The sequence below is a fragment of the Halorussus halobius genome (assembly GCF_004765805.1).
Classification (GTDB): Archaea; Halobacteriota; Halobacteria; order Halobacteriales; family Haladaptataceae; genus Halorussus; species Halorussus halobius.
The window spans coordinates 264,276-285,250 of the sequence record NZ_SBIU01000004.1; the positions used below are offsets into that span (position 1 = coordinate 264,276).

Consider the following 20,975-nt stretch of genomic DNA (forward strand, 5'->3'; position numbering starts at 1 on the left):
TAATCATACTTGAGATAATCAAACTCTAGAGTATCGTACTCTGAATAATCATACTTGGGAGTATCACTACTGCTCACGGGTTGTTGTCGACCAAAACTGTCCATTCGCTCGAAAAAGCGTCTCAAACCTCGTCTTTCGCCGCCCGCAACTGCCCTTCCATCTCGGTCGCGAGTTCCTCGGCCCGGGCCCCCTCGCGGGCCTCGGCGTAGATGCGGACTATCGGCTCGGTGCCGCTGGGTCGGGCCAGCACCCACGCGTCGCCGTAGTCGATGCGGTAGCCGTCCAGCGTCGTGGTGTCGGCCTCGGACCGCTCGGCCTCGCCTTCGGCCGCCGCCAGCAGCGCGTCGCGCTCGGCGTCGCCGTCGTACGCGACGTTGATGCGGACGTTGTGATACCCGTCGTAGGGCGCGACCACCTCGCTCGCGGGCCGGTCGGCCAGCAGTTCGAGGAAGCGCGCGGCGGTGTACGCCCCGTCGCGGGCCAGCAGGTACTCGGGGAAGAAGATGCCACCGTTGCCCTCGCCCGCGACCGGGACCGACTCGCCCTCCGCCCGGAGTTCTCGGATGCGGGTGATGAGGTTGGTCGAGCCGATGGGCGTGAGTTCCAGCGACGCCCCCCGCTCGTCGGCCACGTCCACCAGCCGCTGGGAGACGTTGACCGCCGAGACCACCGCGTCGCCGGGGTCGAGTTCGGCCGCCGCGAGCGCGGCGAGCGTGGCGTCGCCCTCGACGTACGCGCCGGTCTCGTCGTAGAAGATGGCCCGGTCCGCGTCGCCGTCGTGAGCGATGCCCACGTCCGCGTCGGTGGCCTCGACGAGTCGGCCGAGGTCGCCGAGGTTCTCGGGGACGGGTTCGGGTTCGCGGCCGGGGAAGTGGCCGTCGGGCTGGCTGTTGGCGGTGACGACCCGGCAGCCGAGTTTCCGGAAGAACTCCGGGCTGGTGAGCGACCCCGCGCCGTGGCCGGGGTCGAGCGCCACGGTGAGGTCGGCGTCGGCGATGCGCTCGCGGTCGACCGCGTCGAGAAGCTCCTCGACGTACCGCCGGCGAACGCCCTCGACGGACCTGCTCCGGCCGGTCGCGCCCCACTCGGCGACGTCGAACCTCTCGGCGAGGAACTGCTGTTCGATGCGTTCGAGCGCGTCGACGGTCAGTTCCACGCCGTCGGCACCGATCAGCTTGACGCCGTTGTACTCGGGCGGGTTGTGCGAGGCGGTTATCATCATCGCCGGGACGCCCTCGCGCTCGGCGTACGTCTGCGCGCCGGGCGTAGGGACGATACCGAGCCGGTCGACGTCGGTGCCGACGCTGGCGAGCCCGCTCGCGGCGGCGTCGGCCAGCATCTCCCCCGTGGCGCGAGTGTCGCGGGCGAGCGCGACCCGCTCGGCCCGCCACACCGTCCCGGCCGCCTTGGCTACCGTGAGTACGAACTCGGGGGTCAGCCCCTCGTTGGCGACCCCGCGAGTGCCGCTCGACCCGAAGACCTTCATGTCCGAGCGTCGTGACCCACGGGCAAAAGGTATTCCGGAGCGCGACCGGGAGCGACGGCGCTTTCGTCGGATTTCCTACTTGTTTTCGCACGTGATGCCGTGGAACGTTCGCAGTCCGCCGACGCGAATGCGGGCGGTTCCTCGGCGACGGGCAACTCCGTATCCACCCAATCGCTCGACTCGTCCGCCCCCCGGACGCGCCGCGCTCGCGCAGTTCTGCGCGAGCGCGACGCGGAGGTACGGGGCGCGGTCGCGGCGCGGATGTGGCGTGGTCGCGGTGCGGTGGCGGTCGGCTGCGGCGCGGATGTGGCGTGGTCGCGGTGCGGTGGCGGTCGGATGCGGCGCGGTCGCGGCGCGGTTTCCCCTAGGCCTCGGCAATAGCTAGCTTCGTGATTGTGGTCACTTCCAGCACTGGACCGCGTACGAGCTAGCTTCTACCGAGACCTATGAGAGACCGCACCGCGACCACACTCGAACCGCACCCGCACCGCGACCACACCCGCGCCGCGACCGCACCCTGCCCCTCGCACGACAGCGCGCCATCCAGAACGCTTTCCACGCTCTACCACCCACGTCGAAGCATGGGCATCAGCATCGACGAGAAGCGGGTGTACGACGCCAGAGAGGGACCGACCCCGGTGTACGTGGTCGGCGAGTTCGGCGTCGCTCGCGCGAACACCTCCGACGACCTCGTGGGCGAGTTCGGCCTCGCCCGGCAGTGTTCGGCCCGCGACGTCGCCGGGCGAGACGGACGAATCGCGGTCGCCACCGACGAGGACGTGCTGGTCGCGACCGCAGGGGGCGACGACGGTGCCGGAGACAGCGACGGAGTCGCCGGAGCCGAGAGCGCGTCGTTCGAGGCGCTGGAGGTCGGTCCCACCGTGGCGGTGGGCGACGCCGGCGACGAGTTGGTCGTGGCCCGCGAGGACGGCGCGGTCCTGCGCGGCGACGGCGAGCAGTGGACCCGCCTCGGCGACCTCGACGACGTGCGCGCGGTCGAGGGCGAGTTCGTCGCGGCCGAATCGGGCGTCCACCGCGCGGCCGGCGACGACCTCCGGCACGTCGGTCTCGACGACGCCCACGACGTGGCGGCCGGGGGCGCGCCGCTGGCCGCGACCGGCGGCGGCGTGTACCGACTCGGCAACGGCTGGCTGGACGAGCTTTCGGGCGATTTCCGGGCGGTCAGCGCCGGGCGAGCCGCCGATGAGGCGACCGGCACCGGACCGCACGCCGCGCGCGCGGACGGTCGGCTGTTCGGGGGCGACGGAAAATCGACGGACGGTAACTGGCGCGAGGTAGAGCTACCCGTGGCTGGCGAGGTCGTCGCGCTCGACCACGGCGAGTCGGGCTGTGCGTACGCGGTCACGGACGACGGAACCCTGCTGCTGTCGGTCGGCGACGGCTGGAACTACCGGCGGCTCGGCCTGCGCGGGGTCCGGGCGGTCGCCGCGCCGTAATCGGGAGTGGCGTGCCCCGGCGGGGGCTGTCGTCGCCGGAATCACGCGTCGGGTTCGGGGTCGAATATCTCGGGGTCCTCCTCGCCCTCGGCGGCGATGACCGCCATACAGCCCTTCCGGGCGACCCGGCTGAGCGCGTGGTCGACCAGCTTGACCGCGCCCGGAACCGGGAACTCCATCGTGGCGACGGTCGTGGTGCCGGGCGCGACCGGCGTGGTCTCGACGTGCTTCTGGGTGGCCGATTCGAACGACCCCCTCGGGTAGAGTTCCTTCCACACGTTCCCGATGGGGTGGAAGCTGCTGGTGAGGTTCGGGCCGCCGGTGACGAAGTACACCCGTGCGGTGTCGCCCGTCTCGACGGTCATCGGACCGTACCCGTCGGGGGTGAGCGCGTACTTCTCGCCGTTCATCACGACGTAGCTGGGCTCCTCGCGGGGCATCGCCTTCATGTCGAACTGGTGGTGGCCCGTCTCGCCCGCGCGCTTGTCGGTGTAGAGTTCGTGCTGGCCGAGGTAGAACTCGTGGTCGACCTCGGGCAGGCCCTCCTCGGGCTCGACGACGATGGTGCCGAACATCCCCGCCGAGATGTGCATGTCCATGTTCGGGACCGCACAGTGGTAGATGAACGCGCCGGGGTAGGTCGCCTTGAACGACAACTGCTCGGTGTTGCCCGGCGCGACGGTCGTCGCCTCCGCGCCGCCGCCCGGACCGTAACAGGCGTGGAAGTCGACGTTGTGGGGCAGGTCGTTCCCGTCGGGGTTCTCGAAGGTCAGGTTCACGGTGTCGCCCCGCCGGACCCGGACCATCGGCCCGGGGACCCGCCCGTTGAACGTCATGTAGTTGAACGTCACGCCGTCCTCGACCTCGGCCGTGACCTCCTCGGCGCGGAGCGTCACGTCGACCTCCCGCGGCTCGTCGCGGTCGATGGGGTCGGGCACGTCGGTCGGGTCGGCGGCCACGCGGTCGGCCGTGATCTCTTTGCTCTGGTTCATGGCTTGCTCGGTCGTCTTGCGGGCCGTCTCGCTGGTCGCTTGGGGGGCGGACTGGGACGAGCACCCGGCCAGCGCCGCCGCGCCGCCCACGCCGATACCTTGCAGGACCGTCCGTCGGTTCGTTCGGGGCATTGGTGGTCACCTCACGGTTACAGGTAGACCCTCACCCACCTTCAACCGAGAATACGATTCTCGGGCGGTAGGAAGGCTTACGAACGTGTTCGCGGCATTCTCAATCCGCGAGAACGGACGGGCGGCGAGGCGAACGTGGTCGGGTGCGCTCGGCAGCGGCGTCGAAAGCGGGGCGACCGACGCCGGCGACCGCACGAGCTCGATGCCACAGACCACGGAGCACGCTCGATGCCACAGCGGGCTCGATGCGCAGACTGGACGTGTCGCGCGCGCACGAGCGAAGCGCCACAGCGCGGCGGAGCGCGGTGCTGGTCGGGTGCAGGGAAGTTGCGATGCAGGGCGGTCCGGGGCGTACCGCACCCCCGACAGCAATCGCGACCGCCAGCCCGCACTGGGACCGCACGGTACCGCGGGACGAGACGTCGCTGCGTCGCTCCGCCTCGACTCACTCCCCGTCCGACCGGGGGGCCAACACCAGCAGCGCGGTGCTGTCGGCCTCCGCCTTCGGCGACACCTCGTCTCGGCCGTCGAACCGGAGCAGGTCGCCCGGTTCGAGGACGTTCGACTCGCCGTCGACGCGCACGTCGAGGCGGCCCGAGACCAGATACACCACGATTTCGCGCTCGGGGTGTCGATGGGCCGGCACCTCCTCGCCCGCCTCGAGCGCGAGTCGGACCGTCTTGGGCTCCGACCCGGGGAACGCCACCTCGCGGGGCGTCACGGTCAACTCGTCGAGCGCGGCGGTCTCGACCGTCATCGCTGGGGGGAGTTTCTCGAAGTCATTTCTTGGGGAATCGCGCGACGAACGTCTGGTCGCCCTCGCGCTCGACCTCGTACGCGTCGGCGTCGAACGACTCGACCTCGGCCTGCATCTCGTAGAACAGCGGCTTCGGCTCGTGGTCGTTGACTATCTCCAGCACCTCGCCGCTGTCCATCTCCGCGAAGGTGTCGTGTATCTTCGGGTGGCGCTCCGGCGGCGGAATCTCGCGGACGTCTAGGGTTGGCATGCACACGAGGATAGCCGTCGGTCGGCCTTCGGATTCGTCCCGAAGATGTTCGGCATCCTGTCGGTTGGCCGTTCAATCGTCCGCGCGCGGGTCGAATTCCCCTTTCTTCAGCCCCTCGCGCACGGGGTCGTGTTCCGCGTCGGTCGGGGGCGGCGCGGTTACGAGCGTGGCTTCGAGTCGCTCGTCGCCGGCCTTCACGCCGCGCTCGTCGCCCGCCGGGACGACCACCACGTCGTCGGGTTCGACCGCGCGTTCGTCGTCGCCGTCGCGGACGACGCCCGAGCCCCGCCGGACCGTGATGGCGACGTCGCTGTCGGGCGCGTGGACCGGGATGAACTGGCCGGGCTCGAAGTAGCCCAGTACCACCTTCATCCGGTCGCTCCGGAAGGTCGACTGGGCCGAGAATCGCTCGTCGTCGTACTCGCGCTCGTCGTCGAAGTCTGTCGCGACCATGTGGGAGACGACGGGCGGCGCGTCCGTCGCCGGTTCCCCGAACGTGTTCGCCCACCACGCCGGTCACCGGGCCTGGGCGTCACCGCGGTTCGATCTCGACCCGCCACTCGTCGTCGGCCACCTGCTCGGCGTCGTGGTCGAACCCCCGGTCGTCGAGCACCGCGTACAGCGGTTCGGGCTCGAAGCTGTTGACGAGGACCAGCGTGTCGTCGTCCCCGAGGTCGCCCAGCGCGTCCACGATCTGGTCGAACGGTCCGCCGTCTACCTCGCGGGCGTCGAGTTCGCGAGTGGTCACGTTCGTACGTCCGGGACCGACTCGCCTGTCGATTCTGCCGAACGTGTTCGCGGGGTGGGACCGGCACGCGCCGCTCGCACCGGGGCGTCGTTCGGCCGGCCGAACAGGTTCGGACCCCGTTTTCACCGCCCGGGAATCGAAGACAGCGCCATTTATGAACGCCCCGAAGCCGAGAACGACGATGACCGACGAAACTCTCACCCGGCGGACGGCACTGAAGGCGATGGCTGTGGGCGCGGCGAGCGTGGCGCTCGCGGGCTGTTCGAGCAGCGGCGGCTCGGGCGGCGACGACGAATCGAACGGCGACGGCTCGGGCGACGAGTCGAACGGCGACTCGGGCGGGGACTCGACCGACTTCGGCGGCTGGTTCGACGACGTCGACAACTTCGACGGCGTGGTCGACGAGACCGGCTCCGACGAGGTCACGGTCGACGTCGGCGCGCAGGGCAACGGCGGCAACTACGCGTTCTCCCCGGCCGCGGTGTCGGTCTCGACCGGGACGACCGTGGTCTGGGAGTGGACCGGACAGGGTAGCCTCCACAACGTCGTAGCCGAGGACGGCTCGTTCGAGAGCGAGCAGACCCAGGAGGAGGGGTTCACGTTCGAGCACACGTTCGAGGAGACCGGCACGTACGAGTACGTCTGCGTCCCCCACGAGGCGATGGGGATGAAGGGCGCGATAGTCGTGGAGTAGGTCGCCATGGCGAGTTCACCGCGTCGTTCGGCCGGCCCGCCCCGGCAGGTCGACACCGACGAGCGACCGCTGGTGCTGATCTGGGAGCTCACGCAGGCCTGCGAGTTGACCTGCGAGCACTGCCGGGCCGACGCCCAGCCCGACCGGCATCCGGACGAGCTCACGACGGCGGCGGCCGAGCGCCTGCTCGAGGACGTCCGGGAGTTCGGCGAAGGCCAACTGGTCGTGTTCTCGGGCGGCGACCCGCTCAAGCGCGACGACGCCGTCCACCTCGTGGAGTACGGCACCGACCTCGGGCTGAACGTCACCATGACGCCGAGCGGGACCACCTCGCTGACCCCCGACGCGGTGGCCGACCTCGCGGACGCCGGCCTCCGGCGCATGGCGCTCAGCCTCGACGGGGCGACCGCCGAGCGCCACGACGCCTTCCGGGGCGAGGCCGGCAGCTTCGCCGACACGATGCGGGCCGCGCAGGCCGCCCGCGACGAGGGCGTCCCGCTCCAGGTCAACACCACCGTCTGTCGACGGACCGTGCCCGACCTGCCCGAGATCGCCGACCTCGTGGCCGACCTCGGCGCGGTGCTGTGGAGCGTGTTCTTCCTCGTGCCCGTCGGGCGGGGCGCGGCGCTCGACCCCCTCTCGCCCCACCGGGCCGAGCGCGTGATGGAGTGGCTCGTCGACCGGAGCGACGAGTGGCCCTTCGGCGTGAAGACCACGGAAGCGCCCCACTACCGGCGGGTCGCGGTCCAGCGGGCCGACGAGCCGCCGGGCCGCCAGATGGGCATCACGGCGGGCGACGGCTTCGCGTTCGTGAGCCACGTCGGCGACGTGTACCCCTCGGGATTCCTGCCCGAGTCGGCCGGGAACGTGCGCGAGGAGAGCGTGGTCGAGCTCTATCGGAACTCGGCGCTGTTCGAGTCGCTCCGGGACCCCGACCGCCTGAACGGCAAGTGCGGCGCGTGCCCCTACCGGACGATGTGTGGCGGCAGTCGGTCGAGAGCCTACGCGGCCACCGGCGACCCGCTCGGGAGCGACCCGCTGTGCTCGTTCGTCCCCGAGAAGTACGACGGGCCGCTCCCGTGGGGCGAGGAGTCGGCCGGTGACTGAGTCGCCGAGGCCGGGTCGCTCCCCGGCGAGCGACCGTCGAAGGCCCCGACGGCAATCACAATGCTGTTAAACCACCCTTCCGTACCCCCAAGCATGGTAGACGTACTGGGTCTGGGACTCGGGCTGACGCTCGTGTTCATCGCGGTCGCCCTCCACGTCTCGAAGGGCACCGAGTGGCGCGCGCCCGACGACATCTCCCAGGAGGTGCTCGAACGTCGGGCCGAGACCGTGCCGGAGACCGACTTCCCCGAGCCGATGAACCGCTCTATCGGCGGCGGTGGCGGCGCGGTCGCGGTCGGCGGCGGGGCCGAGGGCGAACTCGCGGGCGAGGAAGACGAGGAGGAGACCGGCTTCGACCCGGCGTCCATCCCGGACGACGAGGTCGAATACTACGACGTCGAGTACGTCAACGAGGGCGAGACCATCGAGGTCGCCAACAACGAGACGCTGCTCGAAGCCGGCGAGGACGAGGACTGGGACCTGCCCTACGCGTGCCGGCAGGGCCAGTGTCTCTCCTGTGGCGGCAAGATAACCGACGGCGACGCCACCGAGTACGTGCGCCACAGCAACAACGAGACGCTCGGCGAGGACGAGGTCGAGAAGGGCTACGTCCTGACCTGCACCGCACACCCCACCGCCGACTTCTCGCTCGAAACGAACGAGACGCCCTGACTGATTTCTTCTCGCCGAAGCGAAATTTCAACCCGAAGCATTGAAATCCTAAGGTGAACACCGTCCGGACAGTGACGACCACCTCGGCCGACGACATCACGGAGGGTGGGCTGGCCCGCCCGCTGTTCCACCTCGCGTGGCCCATCGTCGTCACCCAGTTGCTACAGGTGACCTACAACGTCGCCGACGCGTTCTGGCTGGGCCGCCACTCGGCCGACGCGGTCGGGGCGATCAGCCTCGCGTTTCCCATCATCTTCTTCCTCATCGCGTTCGGGACCGGATTCAACGTCGCGGGCAGCACGCTGGTCGCCCAGTACGTGGGCGCGGACAGCGAGGGGTCGGCCGGGACGGTCGCCGGCCAGACGCTCGGCGTGGTGGTCGCGGCCGGCGCGGTCCTGAGCGTCGTCGGCCACTACGGCGCGGGGCCGATGCTGTCGCTGTACCCGAGCAACCCCGCGACCGCCGAGGCGGTGGTCCCGCTGGCCCAGCAGTACATGGAGCTGTTCGTCCTCGGGCTGCCGTTCATGTTCGCGTTCATGGCGTTCTCGGCCCTGCTCCGAGGGTACGGCGACCCAAGGACGCCGATGCGAGTGATGATACTCAGCGTCGCGCTCAACGTCGTCCTCGACCCCATCCTCGTGTTCGGGATGGGGCCGTTCGACCCGATGGGCATCGAAGGGGCCGCGGTGGCGACCGTCGTGGCCCGGACCGTCGGCGGCGTCGTCGGCGTGGCCGTCCTGTTCGGGACCGGCCTCGGTCCGTCGGTCGGGGTCGGCGACCTCGTGCCCGACGCGAGCCACGTCCGCGACATCGTCACCCTCGGGGTTCCGGCGGCGCTGGAGGAGTCGGCTGGCGCGCTGGCGATGGTGGTGCTCACGGTGGTCATCGTGACGTTCGAGCCCGCGGTCATCGCGGCGTACGGGCTGGGCAACCGGCTCATCTCGCTGGTGTTCCTGCCGGCGGTCGGGTTCGGCAGGGCGACCAACACGATTGTCGGCCAGAACCTTGGCGCGGGCAAGCCCGACCGGGCCGAGCGCGCGGTGAAGCTCGCGGCCGCCGTCGGCGCGAGCGTGATGGTCGCGCTGGGCGTGCTGGCCGCGACGTTCCCCGAACCGGTCGTCTCGGTGTTCATGGCCACGGGCACCGAGGACGCCGCCCGGACCATCGCCTACTCCGTGGAGTACCTCCGGATTCGGACGGTGGAGTTCGCGTTCATCGGCGTGTTCCACGTCCTCGTGGGTGCGTACCGGGGTGCGGGCAACACCAAGACCGCGCTAGCGTTTTCGATGCTCGCGCTCTGGTTCGTCCGCGTGCCGGTGGTCGCGTACCTCGGGCTGGGGACGTCGCTGGGCCCGACGGGCGTCTGGATCGGGGTCGCGGCCGGCCACGTCGTCGGCGCGCTCGCGGCCGCCGCGTGGTTCACCCGGGGCACGTGGAAGGAAGCGGTCGTCGACGGCGCACGCTCGTCGGTCGGCTCCGAGCCGACGGTAGCCGAGGACTGAGTTGCGGTTTTCAAAACGGTTAAACCCGCGAGGGGAGTAGGCTCGGGTGAGGGCGGCTAGTTCAGCGGACGGAACGCTTGGTTCCGGACCAAGAGGTCATGGGTTCAAATCCCATGCCGCCCGCTCTTTTGTCACGAGTACCCTACGAGCGCCTCGTGCGCTCGCAACAGACGCGAGTGACAAACAACGACGCAAATGGATTTGAACGCCTGCCAGTCGCAGCCCGCGTAGTGAGCGGAGCGAACGAGCAGGACCGTCTGGCTCCGGTTCAAATCCCATGCCGCCCGCTTTCTCCTGCGACCACTACGGCGAGCAGTTCATCTGCTCGCCAAATCCGCGAGCGGCGAATCTCGACGCAAATGGATTTGAGCGCCTGTTAGACGCAGTCCGCGCAGTGAGCGACCGGCCGGAGTGAAGGACGGACTGTTCCGGACTCGAATCCCATCCGTCCACTGCCTTCGCGGCTTTTCTGGTTCTGCGACTCTGGAAGCGGCTCGTGTCGAACTCGGACTCGACCTGTTTCAATGCCTTCGCGGCTTTTCTGGGTTCTGCGACTTACAGAACCCCCTTGATGACGCCGACCCGGCTACCCAGTTTCAATGCCTTCTCGGCTTTTCTGGGTTCTGCGACTTCAACAACGTGCTCGGGCGTGTCGTCGACGACCGCGTTTCAATGCCTTCTCGGCTTTTCTGGGTTCTGCGACTTCGACCCGATGGAAGACGAATTCGTGGGCGGAACGGTTTCAATGCCTTCTCGGCTTTTCTGGGTTCTGCGACCAGGCGCGCACGGCGGCCTTTCGCTCTCGTCGGACCTGTTTCAATGCCTTCTCGGCTTTTCTGGGTTCTGCGACGGTCTCGGGCTGGAGCGTCGGCCGGTTCTCGTCAATGTTTCAATGCCTTCTCGGCTTTTCTGGGTTCTGCGACCGATGCACTACGGCGAGGAAAAGTCGCGGAACGACTTGTTTCAATGCCTTCTCGGCTTTTCTGGGTTCTGCGACTTCGAAACTCATAGACCTCGATGACGCCGTCGACCTGTTTCAATGCCTTCTCGGCTTTTCTGGGTTCTGCGACGCGACCCCCCGGTCGGCGAGGGCGTCGACTACAGTGTCGGTGTTTCAATGCCTTCTCGGCTTTTCTGGGTTCTGCGACCGTTCCGCGACCTCGGTCTGACCACCGGTCTCATCGAGTTTCAATGCCTTCTCGGCTTTTCTGGGTTCTGCGACAGGGGGTGAAAATCCGGCCACAGCCCCAATAAATGTTTCTGCTGTCGTCTACGCGACGGCCGCGTTCGTGGACCGGCGCCGTACAGGGAATTTAAAAAGGTCCACGAAGACCGTGCTGGTCACGCGGTTCGAAGCAGGAGTCGCCCCGTCAGCGTGAGTTCGACCTGCTTGGATTTGCCCGCGTTCGTGGTTCTGACGGCTCCGGCGTCCGCGAGCTTCGAGACGTGTCGACCGACAGTACTCGTGGCGACGTCGCTGTCGCGGGCCAGCTCCGATATCGACACCGGGCCCTCGACGTTCGCGAGCGTCCGCAACGTCTTCGTCGTCTCGTCCGGTGGATTCGCGGCGAGGTTCGGCAGCTCCCACTTGCGGACCGAGTGGTCGGTGTCCCGGAAGAACAGCGTCTCGTCGACCCGGTCGAGGTGCGCGAGCGTCGCCGTCGCGAGCGCGAGGAACACCTCCCGGGCACCGCCGCCGAAGTTGACCACGACCGTCCCGTCGGCCGCCCGGAGGAGGTCACTACACGCCAGCACCGCGTCGCCGAAGTCGTCGTGGGGAACGCCTTCGGCCGCCAGCGAGACGTCGGGTTCGATCCCGCTCAGGAGGCGCTCGACGTCGGCCAGCGCCTCCGCCGCGCGCTCGTCGTCGTCGTTGGTCGCCGGCCGGACGACCACGACCTCGTCGCCCCCGTCGATTCCGCGCTTGAGAATCGGTCGCGTGACCCTGGTTTCGTGGTACCCGAGCGTCGAGACGTACGTTCGCATCCAATTCGAGATAGCGCGTACCCCGGAATAATACTACCGTTGCACTGCGACGCAATCGACGCTCCCGAATGCGAATGTTGCGCCGTCGATCCAATCAGTCACCGGGTTTATCATATCAGCCTGCGAACGAGCGGACGGAGAGCGCGACAACGAATGCACGACCATCGTTCGCCCCGATAAGATGCGACGCATCACTCTCACCGTCCGGCCCGAGTCGTCGTTTCCGGTCCCGATATCGGACGGCTACAGCGTCTACAGCGCACTGCTGGCCGCGCTCGACGACGTGGACGGGAGCGTCAGCGAGCGCGTTCACGACTCCCCGCTGGGGAGCCTCCACTGCAGCGGCCTGCTCGGCGCGTTCGGCGGGAGCGACCGCGACTACCACAAGCGCGTCCGGAGCGACCGCACGTACGAACTGTCGCTGGGCGTCGTCGATTCGGACGACGAGGCGGTGTTTCAGGCACTCGTCAGCGCGCTCGTGCTGGAAGGCGACGAACTGGAGTTGACGAACGGGACGCTCCGCGTCGAGCGGTTCGAGAGCGAGAACGCCGACCACGCCGACCTCGTCTCGCGCGCGAACGACTACGAGGACCCGACCGTCGAGGTGGCGTTTCGCACGCCGACCTGTATCGAAGAGGCCGGCGACGTGACGACGATGGTCCCCCACAGGCGGGCCGTCTTCGGCTCGCTGCTCGGCAAGTGGAATCGCACTGCGCCCGACGAGTTGGAGTTCGCGCTGGGCGACGACGACCTGCTGGCCCACGTCGTGGAGAAGCCCGACGCGCGCTCGTTCGGAACCCACAGCGTGCTGGTGAACCGCGTGACCGGCGACGACGGCAACAGCAAGCCCATCTTCCGGCAGGGGTTCACCGGCGACTGCGCGTACAGCTTCAAGGGTGCGAGCGAGAGCGTTCGGAACGCGGTGACCGCGCTCGCGCTGTTCGGCGAGTACAGCGGCGTCGGGAGTGCCGTGGCTCGGGGATGTGGGAACGTGGCTGTGGAGGTGACTAAATAATGAACCCAGACGCTGCTCGCAAAGCTCACGAATGGCTCGTAAAGGACACAGACCTGTACGAGAACATCATCGATGCGGCGGGCGAGTACGACGCGAAAGTCGACTCGTCGGCCAACTGCTCGCTCGCAGCACACGTGCTGAACGCCGTGACCGTCGGCGTCAACGCGTTCGTGTTCAACGCGGTCGGCCGCGATGAAGACGTCGTCGACTACGAGGAGGACATCAAGGTCCTCGCGGCCGCACTCGCGTTACACGACACGAACAAGTACGTCCGAGAGGCGTACGGGTTCGATGCCGACGGAAACACCGCCGAAGCGTTCGAGTATTACTTCGACCCGGACGAAAGGAGCGGTGACGACTTCGGCGTCGAGGAATTCCTCGGCGACGGTTACCGTGAGGATCTCCACTATCTGGTGCAACGCACCGAGACGCGCGAGGATAGCCGCGAGACTCGCGGTATCGATACGGAGTTCCGGGGGTTGGAGCGCTACTGCCGTATCGGCGATCAAGCGGCCTCCGTCGCGCTTCGAGACGGCATCGACGGCGTGTACGACAAACTTACGACGCACTTCGGTGAGGCGGACGTCCATCTCGTCGAGTTCACGGAACTCGAACAGCCGGTCCTGAACGACCTGCTTCTGGGGACGACGAAAGAGATTATCGCTGGTGAGACAGACCGCGAGGCGTGTGGGGTAATAGTCGGAAGCTCACCGGACTCGATTCTCTACCTCGGAGATGCTACTGACAGGGCAGCCCTTCGAGACGACGTTGAAGCTCGTCTACCCGAGAAAATCGGCGGGCCGGAGTTCTCGTTCTCGTGCAAACTCAACTGGAACTCCTTCGACTACGACATTCTCGCGGAGGTCGAGATGGACGTCGATACGAAGGAGGAGATCATCGCCGAGGAGTTTCGCGATCTCCTTGAACGTGGATCGGCTGGCGTCGAACCGTTCGAGTACATCCCCGAGGCGTTCGACCAGTACTTCCCCATACTGGCGAAAGCAATCTACGTCGACGGTCGTTCGGAGTTCGACGACCCCGACGTGCAAGCCGCGTACGACCGAATCGAAGACGAGCAGGGCGTCCAGAAGGTCAAACTCCACTTCGTCGCGCATCTCGCCGAACACCACGAAAAGTACGCCGACTTCCTCGAGTCGTTCGCACAAAAGGTTCGTCCGCAACTCCACGACGACCTCGAGCCCGACAGCGACGCGCTCACAACTGTCAGCGAACGGTTTTTCGAGGGACGGGCCACTCCCGAACTCGGGGGGAAAGAGGAGATGTGCTTCCTCTGTGGCGCGGAGACGGGGACGAAGTATCAGAAAGGACTCAGCGGAATCTATCGAACCCAAGAGTACTCCCGTCGAGTGCCACCGCACGCGAAGTACAAATCCATCTGTGAGGTCTGTAATCTGGAGTACGCACTGCTCGCCGACATCTGCGAGCGAAGCGACGTGAGCACGAACAACGCGCTCGAAGTCGCGTACTTCTACTTCGACGACTTCCTCGGCGACGTCCGCGTGCGCAGTCGCCGGGCCGGGAACGTCGTACAGGGCGATGCGGACGAACTGGACGACACCGAACTAACGACGAGTCTCGTCGGACCGCAGTACTACCTCCAGCCGGTCTACGTACGGAACGAGAACCATCGGATGGCGGTTATCCGGCAGGTGATGCAGGCTGCCCAAGACGCCGGGATGAAGGTGGTCGTGGGACGGCCGTTCACGCGCTTCGAGAGCGCGGACGCCGTCTTCGCGGACGAGGAGGCCACCCGACCGCAAGAACTTCTCGGGCTGGACGAGGCGGAGCGATTCGGTCCGCTCCCCGACTTCGTGACGGGCGAGCGTACTGACTCGCATCTCCGTCGCGCGCTCCAGCTGTTCAAAATCATGAGCATGGTCGGACAGGACGCGAACCTGTCCAATCCGTACATCCACCTCGACCGCGATACGTTCCACAGTATCGCCGACTTTGCAGTCGTCAACCACGACAACGCTACTCGACTTCCGGACCTCCGGGAGTACTTCGAGAACTACCACGAAGATGCACTCATGGACATGAAAACCGTCGCCGAGCGGGGAATCGACCTGTTCGGCCAGCAGTACGACAGCAAGTACAAGAAGACGAAAGTGTTCCGCGAGGCGCTGGACGCGTTCCTCAGCGGGATGAACCAACGCATGGACGACGACGAACTCGTCGAGTACGTGGAGAGTCAGGTGTACGCCGCTGCCGACCGCGAGGACTACGCCGGATACGTGGAGGTCGGGGAAGCCGAAGCGTTCGTCGAGGCCATTCGAGCGTATCTCGACGAGAACGACCTCCTCACCTTGAAGAAGCTCTCCGACTGGGAAGACGCGCTCGTGAACTCGTACTACTACGCATACGACCAAGCACTTCAGGACCGACAATGACACTCGACTACCCCGACAAAGGACTCGTCGAATCGCACAGCATCTATCGAACCAGGAAGCCGACCGTCACGCTCGTCGTGAAGCGAGATATTACAGAGCCGACGCTGTTCCGGAACTCGAATCACGACCGCGCCGAAACGCAGGAGTTCGGCGAGAAACTCCACGCGCAGGTGAACGGGGAGAAATTCACGAGCAAGGAACGCCTCACCGGCCTCGACCTGCTCAGACGGCTCGACGAAGACGGGTCTCTCATCCACGGCGAGTACACGTACAACGAGCCCGACGACTTGGACGAATCGCTAAACGTCGGTACGCTCACGTACGGACTGGCTGGAACTGGCGACCAAGACTTCGCGATCAAGTCCCGGGTCGTAGAGGGCTACACCTACACGACCGAGGAGTACGACTTGATGAACAAGGAAACCCGGAACGCCGTCTACGAGACCGGGACGATGCAGGACGACGAACGCGAGCAGTCACAGGCGCTGTTCGACTTCGTGAAGGTCCAGCCCGGAAACGACCTCGTTCACTTCATCACGCTGGAAGCGGCGACCGGACCGATGTTGCTGTACACGCTCCACAACGTCCTGAACACCGGGAAGTACGGGGCGCGTGAGACGCGAACCGGTCGTAACGTTCGTAACGACGTGCTGGGGATCATCCTCGGGGACCACGACACCTCCCTCTCGACTGGAGAGCTACTGATGGAGTACCACGGGGAAGACGATAACCTCGAGGAAAGTCTCAATGAGTACGTCGAGGCAGTTCGTCGCGAGGACTGGGACGTGTACGGGACGTTCGACGCTGCCGAGGACGTCCCGGAATGGTTCGAAGCGCTACGCGCCGTCGCCGCTCGCGAAGTCGACGACGCCGACGAAATTCTACGGGAGGAGTTCACGCGACTGATGGCGGAAGCGCGCGACAGTTTCGGCTTGACCGATGATTGAGCAGACGTTCGAGGCCACGCTGTACGCGCCCCTCTTCTACTCCAGTTCCGAGGGGCGTGCGATTCGGACGCAGCCGACGCTGTCCGCGACCGCGCTCATGCACGCACTCGGCTATCGGTACTTCGAGATGGAAAAACGGTACGCCGAGCTGGGTGAGGACGCAACCACCCCCGATTACACGCACCTGACGGATGCGTCGTTTTTCGTCTCGGACATGCGACCGGTTGCGGTCGAAACTGACGAGCGAACCTTCCGAAGCACCGATTATCGCTCCGAGCGGAGCTTCACGACCAACGACACCGACCTCGCGCGGCAGGTTACGGGGGGCAAGTCCGTCCCCTCGATTCTGGAGGACTCCGGGGCAGCCTACCAGACGATTCGCAACTACGTCGGTATCGCTCCCGGTTCGACGTTCGAGTTCACGGTCTGGAGCGAGCAGCCGATTCCCGACCAGCCGTTCTTCAGAATGGGTGTCAAGCAGACCGGCGAGTTCCGTGCGCGGGAACGCGAACGGGATACGCTCGTTCTGAACAAGTATCTGCTCGCCGACGTGTACGACGTCGGCGAGGACATCCTGACCGAGTTGCTGGCACGGAGTACGTCGTTTCAGCGTGGAAACGATCCGCGACTCCAGCACTTCGTCGGAGCGGACCCGGAGTTCGTCCGCGAACGCGTGATTCCGGAGGTTCTCTGATGCAGCAGTTCCACATCGACGGATCGTGTTTGGCGACCGAACCACCGAAATACGGACTCGCCGATCACGACTTCGAGGAGGCACGCGCGTTCCAAAACGACGTCGTCGAATGGATTCACGAGGGGGATGCTCCCGTTGCAACAGTCCGTGCTCCCACGGGTGCAGGAAAGACGGCGACCTTCCACGAACTCATCGACGCGCACGAACTCACGCTTCTTGTCTATCCCACCAACGCACTGCTTCGACAGCAACGCGAACGGTTCACGGAGGCAGGCATCGATGCGACGGTTCTAAACGGTGCGACGCTCGAGGGGCACGGCCACGTGCGGACCGAGAACCTGCTCGGTTTCGTCGACCCCTACGCGAACGACCACGACGTCATTCTGACGAACCCCGACATCCTCCAAGCGACGATTCAGGACATGTATCGTGGCGGCCGCGCGATGCGGTTCTTCGACTGGTTCGACGCCGTCGTCTACGACGAGTTCCACTTCTACGGATCACTTGCGGCCAGTGGACTTCTACTCCAGACCAAGATAATCGCGGAGCGGCGTTCGAATCCGAACATCCTACTCGCCTCGGCGACCCCGAACGAGGATTTCGTGGGGTTCGTCCGAACGCAACTGCAACTCGAGGTGCGCGACATCGAAGCCGAACACGTCGACGACGGCGATCAGTTCCGCCAGCGAGTCGAGGTACTCCGACACGAGACGAATCGCATTATCGAAGAGCGTGAAGCTGTCGTTGAGCTACTCGAAGACGAACTCCGAGCAGTGTCCGACTACGACGAACCGCAGATCGTCATAGTGTTCAACAGTGCGAAGGACAGTAACGACTTCCACGACTTCGTCGCGAGGGAGTATCCGGACGTTTTCGAGCACGTGGAGAAGGACAACGGGTTCGACACCGACGACGAAAGAGTCGATTTAGACGGCGAGGAGTTCTACGTCCTGAACACGACGAGCAAGGGAGAGGTCGGTCTGGACTACGACGTGACCACGCTCATCATGGAGAATCCAACGCGAGCGAGCGCGTTCCTCCAGCGGTTCGGTCGAGCTGGTAGGGAATCCAAAGCGACGGTCCACGTTTACGGTCTCGGACGAGGGCCGTGGGGCGAGGACGTCGACTTCCCGACCTTCGCCGGGCAGGTGTACGAGGGACTGCAGGACGAGCGGATGGCACAGGACGCGCTCGCAGATCTCGTCGGATTTCGGGGCGCGTACGGAATCGCTGTCCGTGAGGACGATTACGGCGGGTTCAACCCCGAGATCTACGCCGACCTCGCAACGAATGTCGAACATTACGGCCGATGGAAGCACTTCCTCGAGGACGTGCGGAGCGAACTGGAAGCAGTGGGTGGCTTGGGTGGAAAGTACAAGCAACGGGACCCGGAGGCCAAGCTCCTAGAATTTACGGAGCACTGTTTCGAGGTTTTCCGTGGGCTCCGCGGTCGGTCCCTCTCGGCACAGATCGAGTATCCGCGTGGCGACCGCCTCGGGCTGACGACCTACGATCTCGTGCGGACGCTTCGGGGGTACGACATCGATCACGTAACGGACGACGACGTGCTCGTAGTCGAACCGAACGACGGCGACTCGCTTTCAGTTGTGACTGCTCGACTGCCAGCATACGAAACCGAACCGACGAAATACGACGAGCCAACGTCGGAGATCGAGGAGACGCTACAGGAGAAGATCCACCGACGCATCGACCGAGTAAGCCATAACGACGACTTCGACGTCAATACGGACCTCTTACACCGGTTCTTCGACATCGTCCGGATCACGGATGCCATCATTCCCGAACGCCTCACCACGGCGACGTACGAAATCGAGGTCGAAGACGACGGGAACGGCCCACCGACAGTCGAGGCTCATCGGCGACAGGTATGACCGGGGAACTCGTCAACGTCTCCGACCTGAATCAGTACGCGTACTGTTCGCGTCGATACTGGTATCTGCACTTCTACGACACGCAGGGGCGGAACTACGAGCGCGTCGAGGGGAAGACCACGCACGAAAACCAGTCGACGCGCGGGGACTGGCTGAACGAACTCTATCTGGAGTCCGAACAGCTCGGACTGAAAGGGAAGATCGACGTACTCGACCTCGACGGAGCACGAACCGTCCCGGTCGAACGGAAGCGTGCCGAGAGCGGTGACTACTACAGAAGTGACGAACTCCAACTCGCGGGCTACTGTATGCTTCTCGAGGAGCATCTCGACGAACAGGTCCGCGAAGGGGCCATCTATCTCTACCAGACTGATCAACGCATGCACGTTCCAATCACGGAAGAACACAGAAACGCAGTCGAGGAACAGGTCGAAGCGATGCGCTCGATGACCGTCGACGAAATCCCACCACTCACGGACAATCCAAAGAAGTGCGAGGCCTGCTCGGCCCGCGAGTACTGCATGCCAGAAGAGACCGCGCTCCTCGAACCCGACAGAGCCCACGGAACCGGCTGGGAGGGCCACGGATGAAGGCTTCCGAGGGCGTGTTCGACGATTCGGTCGTGTACGTGACCACGCAGGGGACCCAGGTGCGGACCGACGGCGGGCGAATCGTCGTCTGGGACGTCGACGGCGACGAGGGCGAGCTGGCGACGTATCCGACCGAGCAGCTCGACACCATCAACGTGTTCGGCGGCGTCAACTTCAGTACGCCGTTCGTCGCCGAGGCGAACGAACACGGCATCGTGCTGAACTACTTCACCCAGAACGGCCGGTATCGCGGGAGCTTCGTCCCGGAGCGCAACACCATCGCGGAGGTCCGGCGGGCCCAGTACGCGCTCGGGGCGGACGCGGAGCTCGCAATCGCAAAGGCCATGATCGCGGCCAAAATCCGGAACGGCCGGACGCTCCTCGGGCGGAAGGGCGTCCACGGGACGGACGTGCTGAAGGACCTCGGCGTGCGCGCCGGGAACGCGACCACCAAGGACGACCTGCGCGGGACCGAGGGCGAGGCCGCCGAGCGGTACTTCGACCGACTCGACGAGACGCTGACCGACGGCTGGACGTTCGAGCAGCGGACGAAGCGACCGCCCGAGGACCACGTCAACTCGCTGCTCTCGCTGACGTACGTCATGGCGAAAAACGAGGTGCTGAGCGCGCTCCGCCAGTACAACCTCGACCCGTTTCTCGGGGTGTTGCACGCCGACCGGCACGGACGCCCGTCGCTGGCGCTCGACCTCCAGGAGGAGTTCCGACCGATATTCTGCGACGCGTTCGTCACCCGCCTCGTGAATCGCGGGACGATTACCCACGAGGACTTCAACGCGGACAATCGACTGAACGACGACGCGTTCAAGACGTATCTGGGCAAGTTCGACGACTACATGTGCGAGGAGTTCACGCACCCGTACTTCGAGTACAGCGTGACCCGACGGAAGGCGATTCGTCAACAGGCAATCCTGTTGCGGAAGGCCATTACGGGCGAGTTGGACGAGTACCACGCGCTGACCATGTCCCGGTGACGACACACATGCGACTGCTCGTAGCCTACGACGTCAGCGACGACGCGAACCGCCGGCAGGTGTACCGCACCCTGCAACGGTACGGGGCGTGGAAGCAGTTCAGCGTGTTTGAGGTCGAGGTGACCGACTCCCAGCGCGTGGAGCTGGAGGACGCGCTCGAATCCCACATCGAACCGACGGACGGCGACCGGATTCGGGTGTATCGACTCTGCGAATCGTGTCTGGACGACGTGACCGACATCGGGAACGCCGAGACCGACGACTCCGCGACCGTGATCTGAGGCTCCCGACCCCGACTTCATCGACCTTTTTAAATTGTCTGTACGGCCCCGGTCCACGAACCGCGGCGTGGATTTGGGGCCGTGAGAAAGCTTTATTGGAGCGCTGGGCGAAATATCACCCCCTGTCGCAGAACCCAGAAAAGCCGCGAAGGCATTGAAACAGCTTGAAGGGTTCGAGGTTCCTGACACCTCGGACGTCGCAGAACCCAGAAAAGCCGCGAAGGCATTGAAACAGGACGTCATCGACCCACCTCCGAGGCCTTGCCGCGTCGCAGAACCCAGAAAAGCCGCGAAGGCATTGAAACTCTTCAACTCGGCGGACATTACGGACCTCAAGTACGAGTGTCGCAGAACCCAGAAAAGCCGCGAA

Annotated in this window: 20 protein-coding genes, 1 tRNA gene and 2 CRISPR repeat arrays (1 of these 23 only partly in view); of the genes, 14 read left to right on the top strand and 7 right to left on the bottom strand. The window is 65.6% G+C overall.

Annotated elements, in window-relative coordinates; translation table 11 throughout:
- Positions 1-121: 121 nt before the first annotated feature.
- Positions 122-1,486 carry a phosphoglucosamine mutase gene (glmM, locus tag EPL03_RS13145; RefSeq protein WP_135829795.1) on the bottom strand — a complete coding sequence of 455 codons (1,365 nt, stop codon included), beginning with the start codon at positions 1,484-1,486 and terminating at the stop codon, positions 122-124.
- A 581-nt stretch (positions 1,487-2,067) separates the two neighbouring features.
- Here glmM and EPL03_RS13150 point away from each other — a divergent pair.
- Entirely contained in the window at positions 2,068-2,943 is an 876-nt protein-coding gene (locus EPL03_RS13150) for an HVO_0234 family beta-propeller protein (RefSeq protein ID WP_135829796.1), read from the top strand.
- Positions 2,944-2,984: 41 nt separating this feature from the next.
- On the opposite strand, the gene nirK is transcribed toward EPL03_RS13150, so the two are convergent.
- From nirK to EPL03_RS13175, 5 genes are all read right to left on the bottom strand, one after another.
- The gene (gene nirK / locus EPL03_RS13155) at positions 2,985-4,067 is read right to left on the bottom strand and encodes a copper-containing nitrite reductase (protein ID WP_135829797.1); all 1,083 of its coding nucleotides are present in this window, start codon (positions 4,065-4,067) and stop codon (positions 2,985-2,987) included.
- 445 nt (positions 4,068-4,512) lie between these two features.
- On the bottom strand, positions 4,513-4,824 hold the full coding sequence (locus EPL03_RS13160; RefSeq protein ID WP_135829798.1) for a cupin domain-containing protein: 312 nt from the start codon (positions 4,822-4,824) through the stop codon (positions 4,513-4,515).
- 22 nt (positions 4,825-4,846) lie between these two features.
- The gene (locus EPL03_RS13165; RefSeq protein WP_135829799.1) at positions 4,847-5,074 is read right to left on the bottom strand and encodes a DUF2249 domain-containing protein; all 228 of its coding nucleotides are present in this window, start codon (positions 5,072-5,074) and stop codon (positions 4,847-4,849) included.
- Positions 5,075-5,146: 72 nt separating this feature from the next.
- Positions 5,147-5,527, bottom strand: coding sequence for a cupin domain-containing protein (locus tag EPL03_RS13170; protein ID WP_135829800.1), 381 nt, complete (start codon positions 5,525-5,527; stop codon positions 5,147-5,149).
- A 79-nt stretch (positions 5,528-5,606) separates the two neighbouring features.
- Positions 5,607-5,822 (bottom strand): DUF2249 domain-containing protein, encoded by a 216-nt coding sequence (locus tag EPL03_RS13175; RefSeq protein ID WP_135829801.1) that lies wholly within the window; start codon positions 5,820-5,822, stop codon positions 5,607-5,609.
- 181 nt (positions 5,823-6,003) lie between these two features.
- On the opposite strand from EPL03_RS13175, the gene EPL03_RS13180 reads away from it, so the two are divergent.
- The 5 genes from EPL03_RS13180 (at position 6,004) to EPL03_RS13200 (ending at position 9,920) form a co-directional block, all read left to right on the top strand.
- Positions 6,004-6,516, top strand: coding sequence for a halocyanin domain-containing protein (locus EPL03_RS13180; RefSeq protein ID WP_135829802.1), 513 nt, complete (start codon positions 6,004-6,006; stop codon positions 6,514-6,516).
- A gap of 6 nt (positions 6,517-6,522) precedes the next feature.
- Positions 6,523-7,623 carry a radical SAM protein gene (locus EPL03_RS13185; RefSeq protein ID WP_135829803.1) on the top strand — a complete coding sequence of 367 codons (1,101 nt, stop codon included), beginning with the start codon at positions 6,523-6,525 and terminating at the stop codon, positions 7,621-7,623.
- A gap of 93 nt (positions 7,624-7,716) precedes the next feature.
- Positions 7,717-8,295, top strand: a complete 579-nt coding sequence (locus EPL03_RS13190) for a 2Fe-2S iron-sulfur cluster-binding protein (protein WP_135829804.1) — start codon at positions 7,717-7,719, stop codon at positions 8,293-8,295.
- Positions 8,296-8,366: 71 nt separating this feature from the next.
- On the top strand, positions 8,367-9,797 hold the full coding sequence (locus EPL03_RS13195) for an MATE family efflux transporter (protein WP_244605273.1): 1,431 nt from the start codon (positions 8,367-8,369) through the stop codon (positions 9,795-9,797).
- Positions 9,798-9,847: 50 nt separating this feature from the next.
- Positions 9,848-9,920, top strand: a tRNA-Arg gene (locus EPL03_RS13200).
- A gap of 394 nt (positions 9,921-10,314) precedes the next feature.
- Positions 10,315-11,019: direct repeats of the CRISPR family, unit length 38 nt; unit sequence TGTTTCAATGCCTTCTCGGCTTTTCTGGGTTCTGCGAC.
- A 119-nt stretch (positions 11,020-11,138) separates the two neighbouring features.
- Here EPL03_RS13200 and csa3 read toward each other — a convergent pair.
- The gene (csa3, locus tag EPL03_RS13205) at positions 11,139-11,783 is read right to left on the bottom strand and encodes a CRISPR-associated CARF protein Csa3 (protein ID WP_135829805.1); all 645 of its coding nucleotides are present in this window, start codon (positions 11,781-11,783) and stop codon (positions 11,139-11,141) included.
- A gap of 181 nt (positions 11,784-11,964) precedes the next feature.
- Between csa3 and cas6 the strand changes: the two genes are divergently transcribed.
- From cas6 to cas2, 8 genes are read left to right on the top strand one after another with little or no spacing between them, the layout of a single operon-like run.
- A complete protein-coding gene (gene cas6, locus EPL03_RS13210; RefSeq protein WP_135829806.1) occupies positions 11,965-12,798 on the top strand; it encodes a CRISPR system precrRNA processing endoribonuclease RAMP protein Cas6 in 834 nt (277 codons plus the stop codon).
- Positions 12,798-15,209, top strand: coding sequence for a hypothetical protein (locus EPL03_RS13215; protein WP_168216261.1), 2,412 nt, complete (start codon positions 12,798-12,800; stop codon positions 15,207-15,209). Before cas6 ends, EPL03_RS13215 begins: the two co-directional genes overlap by 1 nt.
- A complete protein-coding gene (cas7d, locus tag EPL03_RS13220; RefSeq protein ID WP_135829807.1) occupies positions 15,206-16,156 on the top strand; it encodes a type I-D CRISPR-associated protein Cas7/Csc2 in 951 nt (316 codons plus the stop codon). Before EPL03_RS13215 ends, cas7d begins: the two co-directional genes overlap by 4 nt.
- Entirely contained in the window at positions 16,149-16,850 is a 702-nt protein-coding gene (locus tag EPL03_RS13225) for a hypothetical protein (protein ID WP_135829808.1), read from the top strand. Before cas7d ends, EPL03_RS13225 begins: the two co-directional genes overlap by 8 nt.
- Entirely contained in the window at positions 16,850-18,742 is a 1,893-nt protein-coding gene (gene cas3, locus EPL03_RS13230) for a type I-D CRISPR-associated helicase Cas3' (protein WP_135829809.1), read from the top strand. Before EPL03_RS13225 ends, cas3 begins: the two co-directional genes overlap by 1 nt.
- Positions 18,739-19,332, top strand: a complete 594-nt coding sequence (cas4, locus tag EPL03_RS13235; protein WP_135829810.1) for a CRISPR-associated protein Cas4 — start codon at positions 18,739-18,741, stop codon at positions 19,330-19,332. The genes cas3 and cas4 overlap by 4 nt, the downstream gene beginning before the upstream one ends.
- Positions 19,329-20,324, top strand: coding sequence for a CRISPR-associated endonuclease Cas1 (gene cas1 / locus EPL03_RS13240; protein ID WP_135829811.1), 996 nt, complete (start codon positions 19,329-19,331; stop codon positions 20,322-20,324). The genes cas4 and cas1 overlap by 4 nt, the downstream gene beginning before the upstream one ends.
- Before the next feature lie 8 nt (positions 20,325-20,332).
- Entirely contained in the window at positions 20,333-20,605 is a 273-nt protein-coding gene (gene cas2 / locus EPL03_RS13245) for a CRISPR-associated endonuclease Cas2 (protein WP_135829812.1), read from the top strand.
- A gap of 124 nt (positions 20,606-20,729) precedes the next feature.
- Positions 20,730-20,975: direct repeats of the CRISPR family, unit length 37 nt; unit sequence GTCGCAGAACCCAGAAAAGCCGCGAAGGCATTGAAAC; it runs 2,503 nt beyond the window's last position.